Origin of the sequence: Pontiella sulfatireligans (assembly GCF_900890705.1) — a bacterium.
Taxonomy (GTDB): Bacteria; Verrucomicrobiota; Kiritimatiellia; order Kiritimatiellales; family Pontiellaceae; genus Pontiella; species Pontiella sulfatireligans.
In genome coordinates this window covers 155155-177862 of record NZ_CAAHFH010000004.1, presented here as the reverse complement: position 1 = coordinate 177862, position 22708 = coordinate 155155, and the positions used below count along the sequence as shown (strand labels likewise).

The 22708-nt window shown below is 53.1% G+C and carries 9 protein-coding genes; all 9 read left to right on the top strand.

Translation table 11 applies throughout. From position 1 onward, the window contains the following. Nucleotides 1-25 precede the first annotated feature (25 nt). The gene (locus SCARR_RS27720) at nt 26-3382 is read left to right on the top strand and encodes a hypothetical protein (protein WP_136065988.1); all 3357 of its coding nucleotides are present in this window, start codon (nt 26-28) and stop codon (nt 3380-3382) included. A 99-nt stretch (nt 3383-3481) separates the two neighbouring features. Beyond that, the gene (locus SCARR_RS27715) at nt 3482-4300 is read left to right on the top strand and encodes a hypothetical protein (RefSeq protein ID WP_136065987.1); all 819 of its coding nucleotides are present in this window, start codon (nt 3482-3484) and stop codon (nt 4298-4300) included. A gap of 395 nt (nt 4301-4695) precedes the next feature. Then, nucleotides 4696-5940 carry an IS4 family transposase gene (locus SCARR_RS27710; protein ID WP_136060137.1) on the top strand — a complete coding sequence of 415 codons (1245 nt, stop codon included), beginning with the start codon at nt 4696-4698 and terminating at the stop codon, nt 5938-5940. 189 nt (nt 5941-6129) lie between these two features. Beyond that, entirely contained in the window at nt 6130-7101 is a 972-nt protein-coding gene (locus SCARR_RS27705) for a ThuA domain-containing protein (RefSeq protein ID WP_222846499.1), read from the top strand. Between the two features lie 22 nt (nt 7102-7123). Then, the gene (locus tag SCARR_RS27700) at nt 7124-8476 is read left to right on the top strand and encodes a Gfo/Idh/MocA family protein (RefSeq protein WP_136065985.1); all 1353 of its coding nucleotides are present in this window, start codon (nt 7124-7126) and stop codon (nt 8474-8476) included. A gap of 6 nt (nt 8477-8482) precedes the next feature. Beyond that, complete coding sequence (locus SCARR_RS27695; RefSeq protein WP_136065983.1) at nt 8483-9958, top strand: sulfatase-like hydrolase/transferase; 1476 nt, start codon at nt 8483-8485, stop codon at nt 9956-9958. A 22-nt stretch (nt 9959-9980) separates the two neighbouring features. Then, complete coding sequence (locus SCARR_RS27690; protein ID WP_168433676.1) at nt 9981-13871, top strand: sulfatase-like hydrolase/transferase; 3891 nt, start codon at nt 9981-9983, stop codon at nt 13869-13871. Nucleotides 13872-13916: 45 nt separating this feature from the next. Then, complete coding sequence (locus tag SCARR_RS29185) at nt 13917-18221, top strand: glycosyl hydrolase family 28-related protein (RefSeq protein ID WP_168433675.1); 4305 nt, start codon at nt 13917-13919, stop codon at nt 18219-18221. 24 nt (nt 18222-18245) lie between these two features. After that, complete coding sequence (locus SCARR_RS27680) at nt 18246-22700, top strand: sulfatase-like hydrolase/transferase (protein WP_136065977.1); 4455 nt, start codon at nt 18246-18248, stop codon at nt 22698-22700. Nucleotides 22701-22708: the final 8 nt, after the last annotated feature.

Here is a 22708-nt window from a genome sequence, read left to right as displayed (position 1 = left end):
AATGCATAAAACCAGGAGGATAGAGATGAAAGCCAGGTACACAGCAATAGTAGCGGCCTTAATGGCCACAGCAATCGGCGCGCAGGCGCAAACGACCATTATCGACACCGGTTTCACAAGCGATCCGGGCGACGGTACATATCTCAACGGTGACCTGGTCAACAACGCGGCTTGGGCCGCGGTGGCCAATACCGGCGCCAACGCATTCGATGTCACCGATACCGCAAATGACGGTTTTATAGACACGGCCCCAACGGACGGGGTTGACACCAATACCGGCGACTTTGTTTACCTCACAGGAGCCTCGGCAGGCAATGAAGCGAACGACCAATGGACCAGCGTAGTGGATTTCGAACTCTCGTTGTCCACCGCCAGTGGGTTTGATGACGCGGCTGGGGATATATGGCGGCTGGGCCTTTCCACCGTCATCAATACCAATCTGTCAAGCAGCGTCGATTCCACGAATCAGCTGTTTGTGCGTGTAGCCTCGTTTGATGACGGAAGAGTCGGTTTCAGATCCAATAACGGTAGTGGCGAAAATGGCCTCTTCATGAATATTGATGCCGCGGACGTTGGATGGAACGGCACCAACGACATCACGACCGACAAGCTGCGACTCACATGGGACGTTCGCAAGACCCGCAACGGCACCGGCGAACTGACCGACTACTACACCATGAGTGCTTCTGTGAGCAACATGGTCACCCACACCAACTTTTATGGCAATGAAGTGACGTTGACAAAACCGGAGCTATATGCCTTCGCAACGCCCTACATCTTAATGGGGCAGGTCGAAGCCGCCACCTATTCAAACGATACAGAAGTCGTCGACATCAAAATCGACAACCTGAGTATAATCAAAGAATCAGGTGTAACGGTACCGCTCGCTGCGCCAAACGTCAGCGCTGAATCAGGCAACCAATTCGTTAACCTGAGCTGGGATTATGTCCTTGAGGCTACATCCTATGACGTGAAGCTGATTACCGCAGGCGTCACCAATGTTCTCAGCGGCGGCAGCGCTATTACTACAAACGGCTATGAACATCTTGGCCTCGTGAACGGCACTGAATACACTTATATTGTGACCGCCAATGGCGCCGGCGTACCCTCTGTGGATTCCGCTCCTGTATTGGGCGAACCGAATACGGCTGTCACCGGCCCCATATTTGACACCACCTTTGATTCCTCCGACTATGCGGATGGCAATATTGTAGGTCAAAATAGCTGGATAGCACATGCGGCGCAAGCTGACGATGCCTTCAACGTGGATTCCTCCGGATCCGGATTTGCCGAAACCGCGACCTTTACAGGCAGTTTTAACACGAATGTCGGCAACGCGATAATCTACAACAAAATAATGTCGAATGGCGTCAATGCGGCTTGGAGCGGCACCACGGTGTTCAGCCTGAATGTCGAACCGGAGCCGGGCCTCTATGTAACCAATTCCGATGATGTCGTGGAAAATATCCAGCAGGTGGCCGATCTGGGGAACAATCATATATTCTCATTTGGCGTCACCGACGACAAGGAACTCGATCTTCTGGCGTCAAATGGTGGCGGAGATGCGCTGGTTGCGGTTCGCACGCAAGGCAATGGCGCTGTGCAAGTTGGCTTCAACATGAACAGCTTCAATGATCCTGGAATATCATTACAACGCGGCGATGTCGGTTGGGACCCTGAGTGGCGCGATGACTCTTCCAACGGTGCCCCCAGCTTCGTGACCGAACCGATCACGGTGAACTGGAAAATCCGGAAACTCTCGGTAACCAATGCCTACGTGTTGACGGTCGACGTAGCTGTGAGTTCGAATACATGGGACATTATTCCTCAATATATTTATCCTGGCTCGCTGCAAGGTGGTGACTCCGAGCCCGATAATGTCTGGCCGGCTGATGTCGTGTATTTCGGTATAGTCCATGATGCGCAGGCGCTGGAAGAAGGCTTAGGCGCAGTTAACCCGGTGAATGTATCGATCGACTCGCTTTCGCTCACGCACACGAACAACGGATTCGAGGCATTTGCTCCCATTGAGTTGGGCGCGGCTAACGGCAACCTGGAGCTTGATCTGACGTGGGAAGGTGCCGTTGATGCCGACAGCTTCTCCATCTGGCGTTCCGACGGAACGAATCCGGATGTAGGGCCATACACGGAGATCACCAACATTACGTTCGCCGCTCCTCCGTTCAGCTATACGGACGACGACGAAGGCGCTAAGTTGACCGACAAACGCACGTACTTCTACAAGTTCGTTGCTAATTATCCGGGAAGTGTCGACAGCGAAGACTCGGAAATCCTGATTGCCCGTGCTCTAGGTACGGTTGAAGTCACGGAACTCCGTTGGGGTCCATCTAAAAACATCGTTGGCTCAGATATCGGCTTTACACGTACGCCCGATGCAGTGGTTGGCAATGTGATATTCAGCGAAGGCAATGGAACAGATAATGCGTTAATGCACTCGACCCAGGCAAACTACAGTGAAGCTCCATCTCTGTATGGTGTTCTGCAGATGTCTGTAGGCGCGTCCTTTGATGGCAAGACCGGTATAGATAGCTTCGCGAACCCCTCCGATCGCATTGTACAAGGCGCTACTGCTTTGGCGACAAATACAGCAGTGGTATATATGAAACCAGCGGCACCGCTCGATATGGCGAATAATGTATACAGTGCAGCGTATGCTCGTAGTCTATCGGGTACTCAAATGCGCTTTGCGATCCGGAATGCCGGCACATGGTACATCAGCCAGACTGACTTCGATGGTGCTCAGAACGCGCTTGTCAACCTTACGGATATGGGCAATGCAAACTGGGCGGAAATAGAAATCGCTACCAGTTCTACGACCACCATGATGGCCGATCCTCTTGATCTGACCTATGCCCCGGTGGCAGGCCTCACCGCCGTTGATGCCGTTGGTTACTATGTCTGGGATGTAAGCGGGAAATCTGCGGTCATCGAGATGTCAGTGACAACCGGGTCTGCCGCAAATGACTTCGACAAATGGGCCGACACTGTCAGCCTCTATAACGAGAATGCGGTCCGCACAACCGATCCGGATAACGACGGGTACAACAATGCCTCGGAATGGGGTCTGGGCGGCGATCCGCTGGATGTCAACGACCAAGGCTATACGGAGATGGTTACGTCACTTGAGAACGGTGGTGATACGAACTACTTTGTCGTCCGGCATGCGATGGTGAAAGAGCCGTCGCCGGACCACAATCTGACGGAAACAGATAACCTGCAGTATACGGGTTTCACAGATGTGACCAATGCGGTTGTCAATACCCTCGTTCAATGGGAAGGCGACGATCGCTTCTATACCGTGGTTAACAGGATCCCGACCACGAATACGACTGTGAAGTTTGTTCAGCTGAACATTGAATAGAACGATACGTTGTGGTGGCCGGTTCCGGCCGGTCGCCAACAGGTATATTCAGGTAGTGCGGATCACCCTTTGATTACAAAAAATAAAGGAGAATAATAAATGAAAAAAATAAAATTTGGAATATGTGCAGTGGCATTGATCGGGGCGATGAGTGCTCAGGCGAGTGTTATATTTGAGCTTGACTCAGGCCAGGCTGGGCTAACGCGGCAGTGGGTGGCGACGGATTTAAACAACACCGCGCCTACTGTAACGGGTGATAATACCCCGCAAGCCGGTGGTACGTTTTCGGCCGCGGGTAATATAGATCTTGCGGCGAGCATTACGTTCAATTTTTCCGCGGCCTCAAACTGGAATGCTTCTGCTGCGCAGGCTAATATTACCGCAGGGACATTCGGAACATATATTTCCGGTTTGACTGCTGCTACCGTTGACGGTGGCGGCAATAGTCTCTCTGGAGAACCTATTTTTGGATTTGGGGTAGATAATGGCGATGGGTTGGGGAATGGTTCTACTCTTGAAGCTCAGGGCGAAGTTTTGTTCCTTGAAGTCAAGAATAGCGGTCTTTCTGTGAGTCAGTCAGTTCTTCTTCAGCAGGTTGATTTTAATTTAATGACTGCCGGCGACCGTACTGATTTCTTGGTCTACAACAAGACGGATAATACGATCACGTTCCAAGAGTGGGATATGAAATACAATGGTACTACTGCAGGCAGCCCAATAGATGATGGCGTGGGTGGTAGCTGGGTGCTAAACGATGGCGATATCGTCGTTATGGGAGTTGGTGTGAGTGGTGGGCCTACTGAAAAATGGAGAGCGGCTGACTTTACTTTCGACGTGATTCCGGAACCAGCCACGCTCGGCATGGTGGCAGCCTGTGGTGCGGGTATCCTGTTCATCCGTCGCCGCTTTATGCTTTGAGGTTGAGCCAAGATTGAAGCATGAGAAAACACCCCGCACGCTGGGGTGTTTTTTTGTCGGTATAATGAGGGATATACCATGCTATGCGCATCATTATCCTGATGTGATGCCGGACTCTTACAGATTGGATTAGGCGCTAATTATTCATTTTTAAGGTACTTCGAGAGTCATTGTCGAAAGAATGACGGGGAGCGTTGAGAAAGGTTTTATCATCTTTGGTTTATTATCAGTGTTGGTAAAAGGAAAGGGCGTTGTGTTGTCGAAAAAGATGTGCCGTTAAAAGAAAAGTACGGGCGCACAACATATGTTTAAACAATCCGAATGAAGCACTGTCATCCCATAGATTTTAAATAAAAAGGCTGGCTTGTGAGCTCTAAATCCTCCACTCGGAGGGTATGAAAAAACAGAGACAAAAACACAAACCAGCCGGACATAGGTATACAACCTTGAAGCAATTGTGCAATCTGATTCCCGGACACATGGTCACGAACCTTGCGAAGAAGCATGGCGTCGATGCCCGAAGCCGGACGTACACGCCATGGAGCCATGTGGTTTCGCTGCTTTATGCCCACTTTGCTCATGCGCTCGGGCTTAACGATGTATGCGACGCGCTCCAGATGAATGCGGCGGCGCTCTCCACCATCCGCGGTGCGGTTCCACCGTCCCGCAACAACCTGAGCCATGCGAATCAAGTGCGCGACGCGAACATGGCCGAAGAGCTTTATTGGAGCATGATGAAGCATCTGATGGACACGGTGCCTGGTTTTGCGAAGGGAAAGGTGCGTAGTGGATACCTCCGTCGCTTCAGCAAGGCGATCCATGCGCTCGATTCGACCACGATACAGCTGGTGGCCAATAGCATGGACTGGGCAAAGCACCGCCGCCGCAAGGCCGCCGCGAAGTGCCACATGCGTCTGGACCTGCAAAGCTTCCTTCCACGATGTGCCATTGTCGACACTGCAAAACACCATGACAGCCGCAAGACCTTGAGCTTGTGTGCCGACCTTGAAGCCGGAGAAATCGTTGTATTCGACAAGGCTTATATCAAATTCAAGCATCTCTTTGAGCTAACGGAGCGCGGCATTAATTGGGCGGGTCGAGCGAAAGACAACATGCAGTACACGGTGATGCGCTCCCTCGAAACGACTAAAAACAAGCGCATCCTTCGCGACGAAGTCATCGAGCTGATGCTCGAAAAATCGAAGAAGGCCTACCCGTGCGAGTTGCGCCGCGTTGTAGCCCTCGTGGAGATCAACGGCAAGGATGTCGAAATGGTCTTCCTGACCAACCATCTGGAGTGGAGCGCGTGGACGGTCGCGGAGCTCTACCGCTGCCGGTGGGATATCGAGGTGTTCTTTAAGGAAATCAAACAGACGCTCCAGCTCTCCGACTTTCTCGGCTACAGCGCTAATGCCGTACGCTGGCAGGTATGGACCGGGCTGCTCGTCCATCTGCTGATGCGCTGTCTCAAATTCATGCACGGATGGGATCACAGCTTCAAGCGCCTGTTCACCGTCGTAAGGGTCTCGCTTTGGCGTCGCTGGAACCTGCCCGCCTTGCTGGAATCCTATGGGACAGCCAAACCACCCGGTCGCATCCGAGGAGCACCGGAACAGGCGTATCTGCCGGGGTTCATCTAAATGCTGTGGGACAGCCAACTGTTTAAAACGGGGAATCATCATTACTCTTCAACAAAAAATCGGAATCGACTAAATAAACTAAACATCAGAAACCTTAACAAAAACGGGAGCTGACACTCCGTTAGCGTCCTCTATGGGATGACAGTGCGAATGAAGCGCTGAAAAGCGTATAGGTGCTGGAGATTAATTATGATGAACAGGATGACCACGATTTTGATATTCGGCCTTGTGTTTGCAGGTATGGCTGAAGCGAAGCTGAAAGCACTGATTGTCGATGGGCAGGCCGGTCATCAAGCTTGGCCGCAGACGACGGTTATGATGAGGCAGTATCTGGAGGAGACCGGGCTGTTCGAGGTGGACATTGTGCGATCGAAGTTTACTTGGAATGGAGAAAAACGGGATGGAGAGTGGCTGCCGCTGGCCGGGGTCGGGCCCACGGAGGATCTGCCGGAACCGAAGACCGACCCGGATTTTTCGCCGGATTTCAAAGCCTATGATGTGGTGATTAGCAATTTTGGAAACAAAGCGGCCGACTGGCCGGAGGCGACTCAGCGGGCGTTTGAAGCCTATATGCAGAACGGTGGCGGACTGGTTGTGACCCATGGGGCGAATAACGCGTTTGGGCAGTGGCCAGAGTATAACAAGATGATCGGTCTGGGCGGTTGGGGCGGCCGGAAGCCGGAGGCGGGGCCTTATGTGTACTATACGAATGAAGGCGAGCTGGTCCGGGACCACGAGGATAAGAATAAAAAATGCGGGAAACACGGCCCCCAGCATAATATTCCGGTTACGCTTCGCGTGAAGGATCATCCCATTACCAAAGGCCTGCCGGAACAATGGTTGACCGCGAAGGACGAATGCTATGCATTGCTTCGCGGACCTGCGGAAAATATGACCATTCTGGCGACGGGGAAAGATATGTCCGGCAAGGCCCCGACCGATCGGCATGAGCCGATGCTGATGGTGATCAACTACGGTGAGGGCCGCGCCTTTAACACCGCGCTTGGGCACGACAGCTACTCCCGCGAAGGCGTTGGGTTCATCACCACCTTCACCCGCGGGTGTGAATGGGCCGCAACCGGCAAAGTCAGCATTCCGGTGCCTAAGGATTTCCCGACGGCGGAAAAGAACTCATCACGCGAATTCGTGCTCAATAAATAAAAATTAATACAGGACCATTTAAATGAATCAGCTTAATCGTAGAAACAGCCTCAAGGCCGGTGCATTCGCCGGCGGAACCTTGATCCTTCCCGGGCTTGCACTGGGCAAAACAAAATCGGCCAATTCGAAACTGAATGTGGCTTTGATCGGTGCGGGGGGAATTGCAAAAACCTGTTTCAGGGATTGCGATGAGCAAAATATGATCGCTATCGCAGAGGTCGATTCCGTGCAGGGTGCGGAGGGGCTGAATAAATATCCCAAAGCAGCACACTATACCGATTTTCGAAAGATGCTCGATAAGCACTACAAGGAACTTGATGCGGTAATCGTCTGCACGCCCGACCACACGCATTTTCCGGCAACCTATGCGGCGATGGAGCGGGGCATTGCGGTGCATACCCAGAAACCGCTGACGCATAATATCTGGCAGGCGCGAACCCTTCAGAAGGCCGCGCAAAAATTCAAGGTGCAGACTGTAATGGGCAACCAGGGGCACAACATCGAAGGCATGCGGTTGATTAAGGATTGGTACGACGGAGGGTTGATCGGAAACGTTCGTGAAGTGCATGCCTGGACCGGCCGCTCCACGCCCAATACCGACAATGCCAAAAATCCATTACCCGCCGAGCCGGTTCCCTCTACATTGGACTGGGATCTTTGGACGGGTCCTGCGGCGTTGAAGGATTACAACAGCAAGATCTGTCCGAAAGGCTGGCGCTGGTGGTGGGACTACGGCATCGGCGGTCTTGGGGATATCGGTTGCCATACGCTGGATATTCCAAAATATGTAATGGGACTGGATTATCCCGACTTGGTGTATATGGACAACAGCCTCAACTTCCGCAAGGAGCTGGACGGCAAAAAGCCCAAGACCGGTGCCGGAACCTATGTATATAAATTCAAGGGGGCTGGTAAGCGGCCGCCTGTAACGATCTACTGGTACGAAGGCGGGCATATGCCGCACTTCTCCGATGAGCTGAAGAAAAACTGGGAAATCGACATGGCAGGCGGCTGTCTGCTCGTTGGTGACAAGAACACGATCTATTCCCCCGGCATGCGTCCGAACAGTCCTCGGCTGGAAAAGGACTGGGACCACTGGCGCCGCGGTAATTTGCCTCCAAAAAATACGCCGCGTGCTGTGGGCAATCCGGTCGAAGAGTTGTTCGCTGCTGTCCGGGGTGATATCCCGAAATGCGGCTCCAACTTTATCGACTACGCTGTGCCGCTCACCGAAATGGTGCTCCTCGGCACGATCGCGAACCGCTCGGGCAAGAAGGTTGAATACAATCCAAGGACGATGAACTTCAAGGATTCATCGTTGAACCAATACATCAAAGAACCGGTCCGCAAGGGCTGGGAATACGGGGAAGGTTAATTGATTATGAACTATAAAATTTTAATGGCAATTTCAGGAATCGCTTTGGCCGGGATGGCTGAAGCCGCACCCAACGTGGTGGTTTTCATGGCGGACGATTTTGGGTCAGGATGCATTAATGCATATGGCGCGCCTGCTGCGTTGGTACAGACACCGCACCTGAACCGTCTGGCTGAGTCGGGTATGCGGTTCACCAATGCCAACACCCCGGCGTCCATCTGTTCGCCGACCCGTTATGCACTCCTGACCGGGCGTTATGCCTGGCGCGGTCCATTGCCGTTCGGGGTGGTGAATGTGTTCGATCCGCTGATCGTGGAAACCGATCGCATGACTTTGCCGAAATATCTGAAAGGTATGGGCTATGCGACCGCCCAGATCGGCAAGTGGCATTTGGGGTATGGCGATAAGCGTCCGGCAGACTTTACGGAGAAACTGACGCCGGGTCCCAACGATCTCGGATTCGACTACCACTTCGGGCTTCCGCAGAATCTGGATGACATACACCGGGTCTGGGTTGAAAATGATGGCGTATATGGCCTGCGTTCAAAGAAAACGAGTGCCTATGCAAAAGCATTCTACGGCAAGCCGTATATCGGTTATGACGCGCCGCAGCGAAACCGCGAAGAGGCCAGTGAGTTCTTAACTGAAAAAGCGGTCCAATGGTTGGAAAAACAGGAAAAGGATAAACCCTTCTTCCTCTATTTCGCATCCCCCGCAACGCACCATCCGATTGTTCCTTCCGAGCGCATGCGCGGTAAAAGCAACTGCGGGGCCTATGGCGATTTTATCCAGGATCTGGATTGGTCGTTTGGACAGCTGGTCCAGACCTTGGAAAAAATGGGCGTGATGGACAATACCATCATCCTGTTCACCGCAGACAACGGCAGTGATATTCCTCCTGATAAAACCCGCCCGGAACAACAGGCCATTGAAGCAGGGCTCGCACTCAACAGCATTTACCGCGGTGACAAGCACACAATCTATGAAGGCGGCGGGCGTGTGCCGTTGATGGTGCGCTGGGACGGCAAGGTTAAATCCGGAACGGTAAGTGATCACATGGTCAGTATTGCCGATATTTTTGCGACCGTTGCCGATATGGCAAACGGCCGAATTGTTTCGATTTCCGATGCCGAAGACAGCAGCAGCTTTGCGCTGACCCTGCTGGGCAAGAAACAAGCGGCGCGCAATCCAATGGTCGGAACCAATGCCGCCGGTATTCAGTCGATCCGTTCCGGAGATTGGAAATACACCGACGGCGTCTTTCCCGATGCTGCGCCGGATCAACTGCGCAAGGCGTTCAGGAAAGAGGCGGTCCCAGCACTCTATGACCTGGAAAAAGATCCGTCTGAAGAAAACAACGTGATCGATGAGTATCCGGAAACTGTTCAGCAGATGCAGACGGTGCTCGACAGCTACCGCAGCGGCAAGGGCTCGGGAAGCCAGGCTTCGAGATCTTTGGGTTCCGCCACGACACATCGTTAGGTTTAATGAAAGAGGGGAGCGAATGCTGTGCAGATTAATTGTTTTAATGCCGCTTGTGGCCATGCTGGGTATGGCGCAGGCTCAGATTGTACTCGAAAGTACAAATGGTTCTGAGCAGCCGGTTAAAATATGGACCGTATCCGATCTGAACAGCACTCCTCCCTCTGTATCAACCGCGAACGGAACGGCCGCGGGCACCTTGACCGGAGCAGGAGATTTTACAGGAAGCGAGCAATTCACGCTTACGGCCTCGGCGCGTTACGGTTGGGATACGGCCAATGCGCGGGCCGCCACCAATAGTTTCGGTGCCTATCTCTCTGGGCTCACTGTGGCCGGGATCGGTGCACTAAACGGGCCCCCGGCTGTGTTCGGAGTAGATTCTTCCGCCGCAGCGACGGATGAAAATAATACAGCGTTTACCGGAACATCCGAATTGCTGATCCTGACGGCTGATACGTCCGGTCTTTCTGTAGGAGCAGGTTTGTCGTTAAAGAGTCTTGTTTTCAACATATATGATATCGCTGCCTTTACGGATTTTTTGGTTTACGATGTCAGCGCCAACGCGGTTGTCGAAGCGCAGTGGAATCAGCACTATAGCGCTGAGGCTGTCATCGGAGACTGGACACTCGATGATGGCGATATGGTGCTTATTGCAACCGGAACCGATAACACCTCCACGAAGTGGCGTATAACATCCGTTACGCTTGATGCAATTGCCTCGACCGTCACTGACACCAACGCGCCGACCCCGAATCCAGCTGAATGGGACTCGCTCCCAACTGCCACCGGGCCGTTTGCCATCACGATGACCGCAACGACTGGAATCGATGTTAGCGGCGTGGAATATTTTTTCGCCGAAACCTCCGGCAATTCCGGCGGATCGGACAGCGGTTGGCAGATCAGCTCTTTGTATACCGACACTGGTCTTTCGCCCGCGACGAACTACAGCTATGCCGTCATGATGCGCGATACGGTCGGCAACAGCGGCCCGGTTTCAAGTGTGGAATCCGCAACAACGGCGATGGCACTGCAAGGCCGCACCAACGGACCGCCGAACGTAGTGATTTTCTTTTCCGACGATCTCGGCTATGCGGACATCAGCCACAATGCGTCGCCCGGCAGTCTGGTGCAGACGCCGCACATCGACCGCATCTGCAACGAAGGAATCTATCTTGACAATTACATGACGCACCACGTCTGTTCGCCCAGTCGTGGCGGACTTTTGACCGGCCGTCACTACACTGAAGTCGGCGTGGGTGCACAGACCGGGGGGACGCTGGATAACTCCATTCCAAACATCGCCAAGGATTTCAAGGCGGCCGGCTATGCGACGGGGGCGTTCGGTAAATGGCACAGCAGCTTTCCGCCGGAAACCGACGATGGAAACTGGGAAGAGGTTCCCAATATTGCGGGAATCGATCCGTACGACGGCATTTTGCAACTTACAAGCGACGACACAAACTTCGGCGAAGGGGTCAATGCCTATGGCTTTGACGAGTGGTCGGGTTTCTATGGCGGCGGCCACAGCTACCACGACCGGATCGACGCCCGTGAGTTCGACTGGTGGATCAATTCCACCTGGTCGCCGGATGTGTCCGGCTACAATACCTACATCATCCGCGACAGCGCCCTGAAGTTTATTGATAACCACGCCGACGAACCCTTCTTCCTCTACATCCCCAATGAATGTGTTCATGCACCGTACGAGATTCTCAACACCGATTTGGAAGAGATGTGCAATATCGTGGACGATACGAATCCAACCCTCGCGTGGAGCATCGTCAAGGAACTGGTCAGTCCAACGAGCGGCAAGAAGGTCGAAGAGGTTCTTCAAATGTATTGCAGCGGCGGCGAGGAATTCGATAAGGATGCAATCGATCTGATTCATCCCGGATTTTCGAAGCTCGTCTACTACACCATGATTCACGCGATGGATAAATCGACCGGTGAAATTATCGACCGCCTGGATGTCTATGGACTGACGACCAATACCATCGTGGTCTTTACCAGCGACAATGGCGGTACGCTCAGCGGCGACAACTATCCGTTCCGGGGAAACAAGCATCAGCTGTATGAGGGCGGCGTGCATGTGCCGGCCGCTATCTTGTGGCCCGGGCACCTCGACGCCAACCAGACCCCCTATACACCGGCCGACAATGTCTACACGAATATCGCGCAGTATTTCGACTGGTACCCCACCTTGATCGACATGACCGGACAAACGCTGACCGCTACCGAACTCGATGGCCTCAACCTCTATTCCAATCTGCTCACGCGGACACCGGTTCGAACCGGATATGCCGGCAGCTATTACGGGGTGGATGATCAATGGGCCGCCATTCGCACCCAACGATGGAAGCTCCATTTCAACCGGGTGCCCGGTCCTAATCAGATGCTGGAGCTGTATGACCTTTCTACAGAAATTGCGGAAACCAACAACGTGCAGGCTGTCTATCCGGCGGAGCGCGATACGCTGATTGCGATGATGGACGAGTGGTTTTCATCCGGGAATGTGTCGGGCAGTTACTACCCGTTGATGGGAGCATTGATTCCGCCTTATCTCGATCCCTCCCCCGAAGGCGATATCTTGGAGGTGAAAGCCTCCCAGACCAAATCGCTTTCAAATCCAAACAACGACGGAATCTATGTGCGTTATTCCGATCCGGACTGGGTGCCCGCTGTTCTGCCGTATGATGGATATGTGCATGCCGGCGATATCTTCCAGTACGATATCTATGTGGCGGAGGATTCGGATCAGATCAACGGAATCTACTGTTCGCCGTCCACCGGTCCAAAACCGCGATACAACAGCATACGGGGAATCGATCTGGATGGAATGCTGCTCGTCGAACAGACGCTGCCTAAAGGCCGGTGGATGCGGCGCCTGTGCGGAATGGGCGAAGTCGCTCCCAATACCTCCTATGCGAGCTTCATTGCGCTGCACAACAGCTCGCCCGGATATTATCACTTCTACATCGACAACGTTGTGATTCGTAAGAATGACGGTTCTATCCGCGGCGTGACGTGGAGCGATGCTTCGGACTGGACCACTACAAAATTCTTGAAAAAAGGAACCGCCTACAATTCGCTGGCCGATGTGCCGGACGCTGCCTACAGCAACATCACTCTTAACGTTGCAGATCTAAGCAACCTTCCGGCTCCAACGAATACCGGATCCGCCTATGGTTCGTGGATGGCATCCATCGGCGGCGGGATCGGTGGTTATGACCCGACCGGATCGGGGCCGATCAATGACTGGGCGATCATTATGGAATACGGACTGGGCCGCGATCCAACCACCTACACCGCTGGCTTAACTCGCGGAACCAATGCACCAACCAGCGAACAGCTTGGAACCTATTCGCTCCAGAGCGACTACATGACCATGACATTCGACTTTAACCGGGAAGCAAGCGACATCAAAGTCGTTGTTGCGGAATCCTCCAATCTGGTTGACTGGGTTGAGTCGGTTGTGCTGCAACCGCCGTATACCGATACCAGCATTCTCGCCACGAACGAGCAGGTGGTCGATGTTCAGGATAATCTGAGCGGTTATCCGGTGGATACCACTCGCGTTACCGCCCAAGGAAAGGTTGCGCTTAACGACGCATCCGAAGGCTTCCTTAAACTCGAGGTTCGGCCGGTTGTCGCTGTCCCGGATACGCCGGAAAATCTGACCGCCAGTGTGCATAACGGCATTGTGCTGGAATGGAGCGGAAGCAACGAAAACGGGGAATACATCATTGAACGCTCCGTATCGGGAAGCGGCTCCTTTTTAGAAATAGCACGGACAGAAAGACAACTCTACACCGATGCCACTGCGGTTCTCGGTTCTACCTATGATTACCGCGTGCGCGCCGTCAATGCGGCTGGTGTCACGTCGTGGTCCGGCACCGAAAGCATGACTCGGTAAGTTGGAAAACCTGTCTTTTCATAAAAGTAATTTAGAGGAATGAAAATGAGAAATAGTATTATATGGATTAGTTGTGCACTTGTTTTGATGGGGGCTGTCTCTGCGACGCACGCAGCGGCTCCTTTCGGTGAGACTATTTCGCTCTATTCGGATTTTACAGCTTCATACGTTACTGCAGATGCGGTCGATGGATATCAAATTGAGGCCAAGGACATCTCCTCCGTTGGCATGACTGAACGTTTTGTCGTTGAAGACGCCGGTAGTGGAAACATCCGCCTCAAGGCGGTCGCCAACGATAATTATGTTAAAGTGGATCCCGCAAACGTGAAAAAGATGTTTGCCAACACAACCTCCACAACCGACACTTTGGCTCACTATCAATGGACCGAACTGAGCGGCGGAAAAATCCGGCTGACCAGTATCGGAAACGGTTTGAATGTAAGCCCCGCTGGCGCTACTTTCGTATTAAGAGCGAATACAACGTCCACCGGACCCGAAACAGAGTTCACGTGGGCTATAGATTCCGGCGTCACGCCTGCGTCCGGCTGGCGTGTGGTTCCGGAAGATGTCAACTATCCGACAGATGATATTATTGTTGCGTTTTGCGACGTAACCGATGCCGGATATAATCTGCCTGCTGATCCTGCGAATACAGACTGTACCGTGGCGTTTCAGGTTGCATTGGATGATGCAAGTTCGGCTGGCGGCGGCACGGTGTTTGTTCCGGATGGGGAGTACCGCATTGACGGACCGTTGACGATGGGTGCGAATGTGACGCTGCGCGGGCGCTGGCGAGAAATAACCGCAACCCAGCCGGCATCGGGAACCATCCTGAAACTGTATCAAACCGGAACCAATGCAGTACTGACTCTGGCGGAAAGTTCATCGGGGCTGCGTGATCTGACGTTCTGGCACCCGGATCAGGATCCCGCTGCTATCAACACGAATTATCCGTTTGTAATACAGGGTGAAGCTAATGTGATGACCCTTGAAAACATCACTCTGATCAACGCGGTTAAAGGGATTGATTCCTCAAAAGCCAGTTTTTGCTGTTTTCGCGGAATTTACGGTTCTCCATTGAATCTCGGGCTGACTGCCGATCAGAGTTTTGCGGTGTCGCGTTTTGATTCGATCCATTTTTCGCCGGACTACTGGGCCTGGTCGGGGTTGACCAACAGTCCGGCTGCGGGCGGCGCACACGAAACCTATATCCGTAGCAACGGCTTGGCGGTGAACATCAAGGAGATGGACGGATTTTATTTCCAGAGTTCTGTTATCTCAGGTTATCGCGATGGGGTGCTGTTCGAGCGGGGCATCAGCGGGGATAATCCGCATGGTGACCTTTCCTATCTAACGATCACCAACTGCACGGTTGCTCTCAATGTAGTTTCGGCAAAGTCGTTCAAGGTGCTGGGTTGCACGTTCAGCGGATCAACGTATGGACTCTACACGCAGGATGGGACGGACATGTCGATCAATACCTGCACGATCGAAGGCGGAACCAACGCCATTCGCACCACCTCCGGCGGAGACCTGAACTTGGTAAACTGCACGGTGAACGGGTCGGAAAATCGGTCGGGCGGAACTCTGGTTAAATCCAGCTACGATACCATCATGCCTGCGTACTCTTTTGTGTATGACGCCGTTCGTAAACCGGCCGAAACGAACCTATTTAATGTTAAGGATTATGGAGCGGTGGGCGATCAATCAACCGATGATACGGCCGCCTTCCAGTCGGCGATAGCGGCGGCCACGAATAACGGCGGCGGGATCGTTTTTGTGCCCGATGGTGAATATGTAGTAAACGGCCATCTGGATCTCGGGGTTGGTGTTGAGCTGCGGGGTATATCCGGTGGGCGCCAACAGGCGGATTCCGATACGGAGCTGGGCAGTCTTATTCTGATAAATAATGCAGGCGGCTCGGAAACCGGAACACCCTTTATCAAGCTGGGGGACCACAGCGGGGTGCGTAGCATCAGTTTCCATTATCTCGATCAGGACATCGTTACGTTTGTGCCGCATCCCTGGATGATTCAGGGCAACGGGATGAAAAATTATATCATCGACTGTTTTGCGAGCAACCCGTATCAGGCCGCTGAACTGAACGGCGACGATCATCTGGTGGAATATACCTTCTTCGGCGGAATACGGGCGACCTACCGCGCCAATACCTGTTCCGGTGGCCGCATTCAGAATTGCCACATTAAACCGGACTTCTGGCGGAATATTGAAATCGGAAACTATCCGGCAACCCTTACGGAAGTGCATGAGACGAAGTGGCGCCAGACGCAGCAGGTGGAAATTTTCCATCTGAACGGATGCGACGACTATTCCATTTCCAGTATCTTCAATCATGCTTCGCACCAATTCATGACGGCGGATAATTCCAGTGGTCAGACGCTGATGATTTCTGCTGAGCAGGTGCAGAAGGGCTATGCCATTCGCAATGGAACAAAAACGTTCAACTTCCTCAATTCCTCCTGCAACATTAACAGTGTCGGCGATTATTCAGGAAACTATGGCATCAAAACCGAATCCGGATTCAAAGGAAATGCGCGCTTTTTTGTGAGCAGCATATGGGGGACTTCGGATTCCACCTGGGATGCATCGGACGGAAAGCTTTACCTTCAGCAGTGCTATGTTGCCGGGCCGAGCAACCGGGGCTGCATTAACTTCCGCTGCCGTCCCGGCGGGAACATCAAAGTGGAATCCGGGAATTCATCGATGCGCTTCGGACTGGAGAACGAGGGTGTTTTCACCATGCAGGATTTCGATTTCCGCAATGGGTGCCTCTTCTCTGCAACACGCGATTATGTTGACGATAATCTGATCGATGAAACCTACATCGTGGCAGACGTTAACCAGGATCCTGCTCTCGCTTACGGCATTGCGCTGGACACGAATAACATCGTGATCGAAGACGCGATGATTATGCCGGATTCCGATCCTGCCGATTTAAACGATCAACGCCGGGTGAAAGGTGCGCGTTTGAGCAGTGGCAGCAGTTACAGTCTGGATGTGACCGAACCTGAATTTTCAGACGGGATCCGTTCCGATGTGGATGTTGAGGTCTACATGCTGATCGATACCTTCTGCACGAACGAGGTCTGGTATCACAGTTCCAGTGGAATGAAAAAAGGCAAAACACTGATCTATGACGGATCAACAACGAATGCCGCCTGGAAGACGATAAGTTTCAGAGCAATCGACGCGGAGTTCGGCACGGCCGAAGATATTCGGGTGGATGTCACTGGTGCTTCACCGCTGTTGGCGATGGTGCTGGTCAGTTCCACGGATATTCCGAGCCGCCATATTGGAAATGTGGTGCTCAGTAATGACGACAACAGCAATACGACCTCGAAAACATGGACGGTCTCCAGTCTGAACACCACCAATCCTGTGGTCAGCGGCAGTGCCGCCACAGTGACCGGCTTCTTTACCGCTGACGGAGAGCTTGGCTCTTCTGACAACTTCGCGATCTCGGTTTCAAGCGTGATTGACTGGTCGACCGCCAATGCACAGGCGGCTATTGCCACGAATGGTTTCGCATCCTATCTGGCCAACCTGCCCAATGGAACCGTTGCGGGCTATCAAGGAAACCTAGGGGCAGACTCGGGTCCGGTCTATACCGATGACAATCCTAACCAGCTTGGCAATTCCTTGCTGGAGGCATTGGTTTACACCGTCGATGCGGCAGACCTTCCCTCCGGTGATCTGTATCTCACCGGGGCAAGCTTCCAGCGTTACGCAGGTGATGACCGCACCGATTTCGTCATCTACGATATCAGCGAAAATGCGATCATCGAACAGCAATGGAATGCGAACTACGATGGAGCCGATGTGGTCAGTGGCAGTTGGAAACTGGAAACCGGCGATAAAATCATCATCGGAACCGGCTCGGAAAACGGCGCCAATGACTTCCGTGTTAACGATCTTACGCTCGATATTCTGAAGGCGACGTACATCCCGACAGATTATGATCTGTGGGTTGCATTGCACGGCGGTGCCGGTTTAATTGGTGATGAAACCTTTGACTATGACAGCGACGGTTTGGCCAACCTCGGGGAATATGCACTCGATGGAAATCCGACGAATGAGTTGGATACCGGTGTAGCGCCTTCGTTGGTCAATGCCACGGGTGCCATGTGGTTTATTCATCCGCAACGCTCCGACGATGCCAGCCTGATCTATACCGTCGAAACCTCCACCAATCTGGTTTCCGGGATCTGGACCAACGCGGGCTATACCGTTTCCGCAACCAATGTGACCGGATCGACGCTGAACTATGTGACCAACGCAGTTCCGACCGATTTTGAGCAAACCTATATCCGATTGAAAGTTGAGCGATAACAACCAAGATAAGAGAGGAAAATTATGAAAATGGTTAAAAAAATTATGATGATGCTACTGGCGCTGGCGATGGGGGCTTCCGTGACCCATGCCGCGATGGTTGTCGCTTTGGGAAATGGTGATGACACGCAGATGTCCACCACGTTCACCTTTAGCAATCTGGAGGCAACGTCCGCGTTTAATGGCGGCGCGTTGAATTCCGTGGCCACGCTGGGTGAAAATACGATTTCCGGAGCCAGCGGATCGTTTACAGTTACCTGGACGGCGATCGGTGCTTCGAATATTAATGATGCGGCGACATGGACTTTTGGCGATAGCGTGCCGATTAAGACCATAAACGTCGGGTGGGCAGTCGCCGGAAATTTATTGCGCCTGGAAGCGGATGAAGCAATTTTACTGACCTTTAATACAAATAATTTAACGCTGGATGCCGGGAAAAGTCTGGTTTTTTCGTTGAAAGGCGAGGATGCGGATTCCTGGAACGTTTATAAAAGAACCGGTACGAGTGCCGCTTCTCTGGAAACAACAACATCGGCCGAAAGCCCGGCCATCTACTCTGAAGACGTTACAGTGGATGGGTTGGAATATGCGATTACGGTGAATGATAACACCTCGTTTGGCTCGTTTCGCGTGGATATTGTGGGCGATTCCACGGGCGTGACGGTTCCCGATGTAGTTGATCTCAGCCAGTCGGCCGCACAAACCGCAATCGAAGGCGCCGGGCTGGTGCTCGGTACGGTTACTGATGCCTACAGTGCCACGATCGCCATCTCGAATGTCGTCAGCCAGAGTCCGGTGGCCGGTGCCAATGTGGCATCCAATACGGCGGTTAATCTGGCTCTTTCTATCGGGCCTGATCCGACACCTTCGATGATCCAGCACCTGATTGCTGCGGATACAAATGTTGTGGGCAATCCGGTTACGGAGTGGATCGACCGCTCCGGCTCCGGAAACAATGCTGGAGCAGGTCAGGGCAGTGTAACCTATCCCAGCGCCAGTGTGTCGGGATCCGGGCTTCACGGTTTGGATTTTGGGGCGACGGGTAACTCGCTGGAACTTTTCTCGGCGGCAGATTCGGATGCATGGCTTGAATTTTCGGGTGCTGCTGCGGCCAACAGCGGATTTTGTGTTTTGATGTCGTTCCGGGTGGACGATTGGAATACGGATAACATGGATCTTATCGGAAATTCGACCTTGATTAATCAGGGGTTTTGCATGCGTCTGGGGACGGACGGAACGCTGAAGGCCTGGGTGGAGGGAACCGCCGGCGCGAAGACTGCGCCGGGAAAAGCTGTGCTTCGCGACACCATGGTTGTGGCACTTAACTATAATGCCTCGACCGGTAATGTGGAGTTCTGGGATTCGACCAGCAAGAGTGCGTCCAGCTGGACAGCCGCCGCGATAGATAATTCCATGGGCACTCCCGTTACGGTCGGAATGACGACCGGTGCCAGTCGCTTTTTTATCGGTATGGTCGGTGAGGTCAAAATTTTTGACCGGGTGCTGGATTCCACAGAGCTGAATGCCGAGACCGCGGCCATGGTGGATGACTGGGTCACCGTAACCTCGATCAAAACGCCGGAGCAGTTAACGGCCGTGTCTGACATCGGTTTGGTTGAACTGGACTGGCTCGATGATATCTCCGGAGATCTGTTTGCCAGTTATTCGGTGTACCGTTCAACGGAGAGTGGAACGAACTATGTGGAAATTGCATCGAACCTGACCGACAGTGCGTATACAGACACAACCGGTGACGGGGCTGTGCCGTATTACTATGTGGTGACGGCCATAGACACAAATGACGTTGAGTCGGCGTACAGCAATGAAGCCGAAGGCACGCTGCAGGTTTTGTCCGTTCTGCAGCACTTGGATGCGACCATTGCATCCAGTGTTGTGGTGGCTGGAAATGTGGTCACGCAGTGGCAGGACCAATCTGCCAGCAGCAATGATGCGGTTGCAGCCATTGGAAGTGTGGTCTATCCGAGCACACTGACATCCTCTGCCGGTTTATCCGGTTTAGATTTTGCGGGGGGATTGCACACGCTGGAACTGTTCTCTGCACCTAGTTCCGACAGCTGGCTGGACCAGTCCGGTGCGGGCGATGGATTCTGCGTCATGTTGTCGGTTGTGTGCGATGAATTGGTCCCGGGCGTTGATAATGAGCTCATCGGGAACTCCTCGGACGGCAGCACGGGCTTTCGCATGCTGTATACCGCAACGGGCGAAATCCAGGCGGAACTGGGTGGCTTGCAATTGGTCTCGACCGGTCGGTCGATTGCCGCCGGTGAAACGCTGATCGTCGTGTTGAATTATGATCCGGATACCGGGACGTGTGAGTTGTGGGATTCCAAGAATTATACCGTGGTGAGTAATTCCCTGACAAAAGCTGACTTTTCAACGGCGAATGCCGTGACACTGGGCCGTGCGTCGCCTGGCGGAAACTATTTCAATGGGGTCGTTGGGGAAGTGGTGATTTACGGAGAGAGTCTGCGAGCGGCTCATTTCGAGTCGTTACGGAACCAGTTGATGAACAAATGGGTCAAGCGACCCAATATTGTTATGTTTTTCATGGATGACTGGGCCTGGTACGGATCATCGGTCATCATGGATGAACGGATGGCGAATTCGCATATTCCGGATTTGATCGAGATGCCGAACCTGGATCTGATGGCCGAGAGCGGTATGGTGTTCCGCAATGCATACGGTTCGCCGCAATGCAGTCCGGCGCGTGCGGCTCTGATGACCGGTCAGTCCAACCCGCGCAACGGATTTACCGTTTATATGAACGGCGACGGCGACGATTATTATGAAGTCAATTCAGACGTGCCGGGAGATAACTACTATGGATTCCCGGTGATGCCGAATGGATCGGATGCAACCCTCAGGGCAGATGCCACGTCGATTGCTGAAGCATTGGCTCCGATGGGCTATAAGTCGGCCTTGTTCGGAAAATGGCATCTGCGCGATGATCCGAATAATGAAGGGTTTTACGCACCGGATGGAGATACGGATAACGGCCCGGGCAACAATGCCGGAGATACATTGGATGGTATTGTCGACCCGAAATTGATGACGCACATTACAGACAGCGGCATTGCTTTCATGGAAGAGCAGGTTGCTGCCGGGAAGCCTTTTTATGTGCAGTTCTCGCACTATGCCATGCATGAAGGTCGCGAATGCTTCCCTGCAACGCGGATGCGCTATCAAAATGAGCCGGCGATTGTTGCCTATAATGGCGGCGAAACCGACCCGGCAAACCTCAACCATAAGAACGATCCTGCGGTATGGCTCGGGATGGCTTATGAGCTCGATCAGAAGCTCGGCGAAGTGCGGCAGAAGCTGGTGGATCTGGGTATTGCTGACAACACCTATGTTGTGATGGTAGGAGATAACGGATATCGCCATGAGTTCTTCAGTGACGTCTTTGGTCTGACGCAACCGCAGCATGCGCACAAGTGGTGGGCGTGGCAGGCGGGGATTCGGGTTCCAATGGTGGTTGAGGGACCGGGTGTGGTCAGTAACTCGCGCACCACAGCTAATGTCGTCAATTATGACTTCCTTCCGACCTTTGTCGACTGGGCGGGTGGCAACCCGACGGCTCTGCCGGATCTGGATGGAGTCAGCCTGAAAGGGTTGATGGCCGGTGAGCCGCAGAGTGAGGCATTCCTCAATCGCTCGCTCTATTTCCATTATCCTCACTATCGGACGACGATGCCGCATTCCGTGGTTGTGAAGGGCAGCGATAAGATTGTTTATTTCTACGAAACACCGGTTCGTTTCCCATCATGGGATCCGATTATGTTGTTCGATCTCAACAATGATGTTGGGGAGTATCACAATATCTATATGAACAACCCGGCGCTCGGGGATGCGCTGTATGCCGACATGACCAACTATCTAGACGCGGTCGGTGCCCGCATTCCGCTGGTGCCGCACCCGAACTATGACCAGGCGATCTATGACGGGACGGCCACCAACTACTTCGAAGCCAATTTTGTTGACCCTGCAGATGCGATGAAGAGCAACGCAAAAGATTATGCGTATCGAGTGCTTAGAGGGCCGTTTATCGGAACGCGCGCGCCGGAAGAGGATGAGACTGGTCCGGTCACCTTTATGGAGTATTGGATGAACTCATTCGGTGTCGATTTGGGGGCTGAAACCGATGACTACGATGGTGATGGAGTCGTCAACTGGGCCGAGTATGCCGCAGGGTCCGACCCGACCGATCCCGCCAGCGTCGGAACCGATCCGGTTTTCGAACTAGGTGTAGGCACATGGACCTATAAGTATGAAAAACGGAATGACGATTCGAGCCTGTCGTATACCGTGGAGTCCACCACGAACCTCATCACGGGAGGATGGGCTCCGGTTGCGAGCAACAAGGATGTTATTCCGACGGCTGGCTATCTTGAAGAGGTGACTGAGACGGCACCGATGACCAATCAGCAATCCTTTATCCGTCTGAAAGTGGAGCGCTAGTATATTGT

Coding starts and splice junctions, on each gene's coding strand:
- SCARR_RS27695 (WP_136065983.1), top strand. CDS start 8,483: ATGAACTATAAAATTTTAATGGCAATTTCAGGAATCGCTTTGGCCGGG.
- SCARR_RS27705 (WP_222846499.1), top strand. CDS start 6,130: ATGATGAACAGGATGACCACGATTTTGATATTCGGCCTTGTGTTTGCA.
- SCARR_RS27715 (WP_136065987.1), top strand. CDS start 3,482: ATGAAAAAAATAAAATTTGGAATATGTGCAGTGGCATTGATCGGGGCG.
- SCARR_RS27720 (WP_136065988.1), top strand. CDS start 26: ATGAAAGCCAGGTACACAGCAATAGTAGCGGCCTTAATGGCCACAGCA.
- SCARR_RS27690 (WP_168433676.1), top strand. CDS start 9,981: ATGCTGTGCAGATTAATTGTTTTAATGCCGCTTGTGGCCATGCTGGGT.
- SCARR_RS29185 (WP_168433675.1), top strand. CDS start 13,917: ATGAGAAATAGTATTATATGGATTAGTTGTGCACTTGTTTTGATGGGG.
- SCARR_RS27710 (WP_136060137.1), top strand. CDS start 4,696: ATGAAAAAACAGAGACAAAAACACAAACCAGCCGGACATAGGTATACA.
- SCARR_RS27700 (WP_136065985.1), top strand. CDS start 7,124: ATGAATCAGCTTAATCGTAGAAACAGCCTCAAGGCCGGTGCATTCGCC.
- SCARR_RS27680 (WP_136065977.1), top strand. CDS start 18,246: ATGAAAATGGTTAAAAAAATTATGATGATGCTACTGGCGCTGGCGATG.